We start from the raw sequence: 923 nt of genomic DNA, 5'->3' as shown, positions 1-923 counted from the left end.
ACGCCGATGGGTTGCAGGTTGAGTTGCGAGTCCAGCACGTAGCCGCTGCGGTTGCCCAGCAAGGTGCCGATTGGGGCATAAACCGCACCGCATGGATCGCTACGGCGCGCCTTCCACAGCAACGGTGTGACCACGGTTTCAGTCGGGCCGTAGCCGTTGAACAGGTAAGTCGGTTTCAGTGCACGCCAGGCCAGGTCGTAGCTGGCCTGGGCGACGGCGTCACCGCCGAAGCAGTACACACGCACTTTGGGGGGGTTGCCGTCACGCTCGGCATGCTCGGCCAACTGTTGCAGGTAAACCGGCGGGAACACCGCCATGGTCACGTTGTGGCGATGCATTTGTGCGTAGGTGTGTTCGGGCAGCCACAGGCTGTCGTCTCGGACCAGCACGCTGGCGCCGTTGATCAGCGGGTGCATCCAGCCTTCGTGGGAGCCGTCGAAGGCGAACGACATGAAGTGCAGTTCGCAGTCAGACGGGCTGGTTTCATAACGCTCGCCGGTGGCGATGATGTGCGCCACCAACGGACCGTGGGACACCGCCACGCCTTTTGGCATGCCGGTGGAGCCGGAGGTGTAGATCACGTAGGCCAGGTTATCGCCGTCCAATGCCACTTCTGGCGCCGTGTCGGCGTAATCCGCCCAGTCTTCGGTGCGATCAATCGCCAGGGTGTCCAAGCCCTCGGGAATCGGCAGTTGCTGCAACGCGCTGCTATGGGTCAGCAACAATTGCGCACGGCTGTCTTGCATCATGTACAGCAGGCGATCACGCGGGTATTCAATGTCCAGCGGCACATACACGCCACCGGCTTTCATCACCGCAAGGAACGCCACCAGGCTCTCGGCACTGCGTGGCATGGCGATCGCCACGCGCACTTCCGGGCCGACGCCACGGGCGATCAAGGCGTGGGCCAGGCGGTTGGCCTG

At 63.4% G+C, this 923-nt stretch carries 1 protein-coding gene; it reads right to left on the bottom strand.

Annotated features, from left to right (window positions below):
* On the bottom strand, positions 1-923 hold a 923-nt coding region (locus tag HX868_RS30555), incomplete at both ends, for an AMP-binding protein (RefSeq protein WP_177005435.1).

Source organism: Pseudomonas reactans, from assembly GCF_013385825.1.
GTDB classification, from domain to species: Bacteria; Pseudomonadota; Gammaproteobacteria; order Pseudomonadales; family Pseudomonadaceae; genus Aquipseudomonas; species Aquipseudomonas reactans.
The sequence above is the reverse complement of the archived record's forward strand: the minus strand, read 5'-3'. Positions and strand labels throughout refer to the sequence as shown.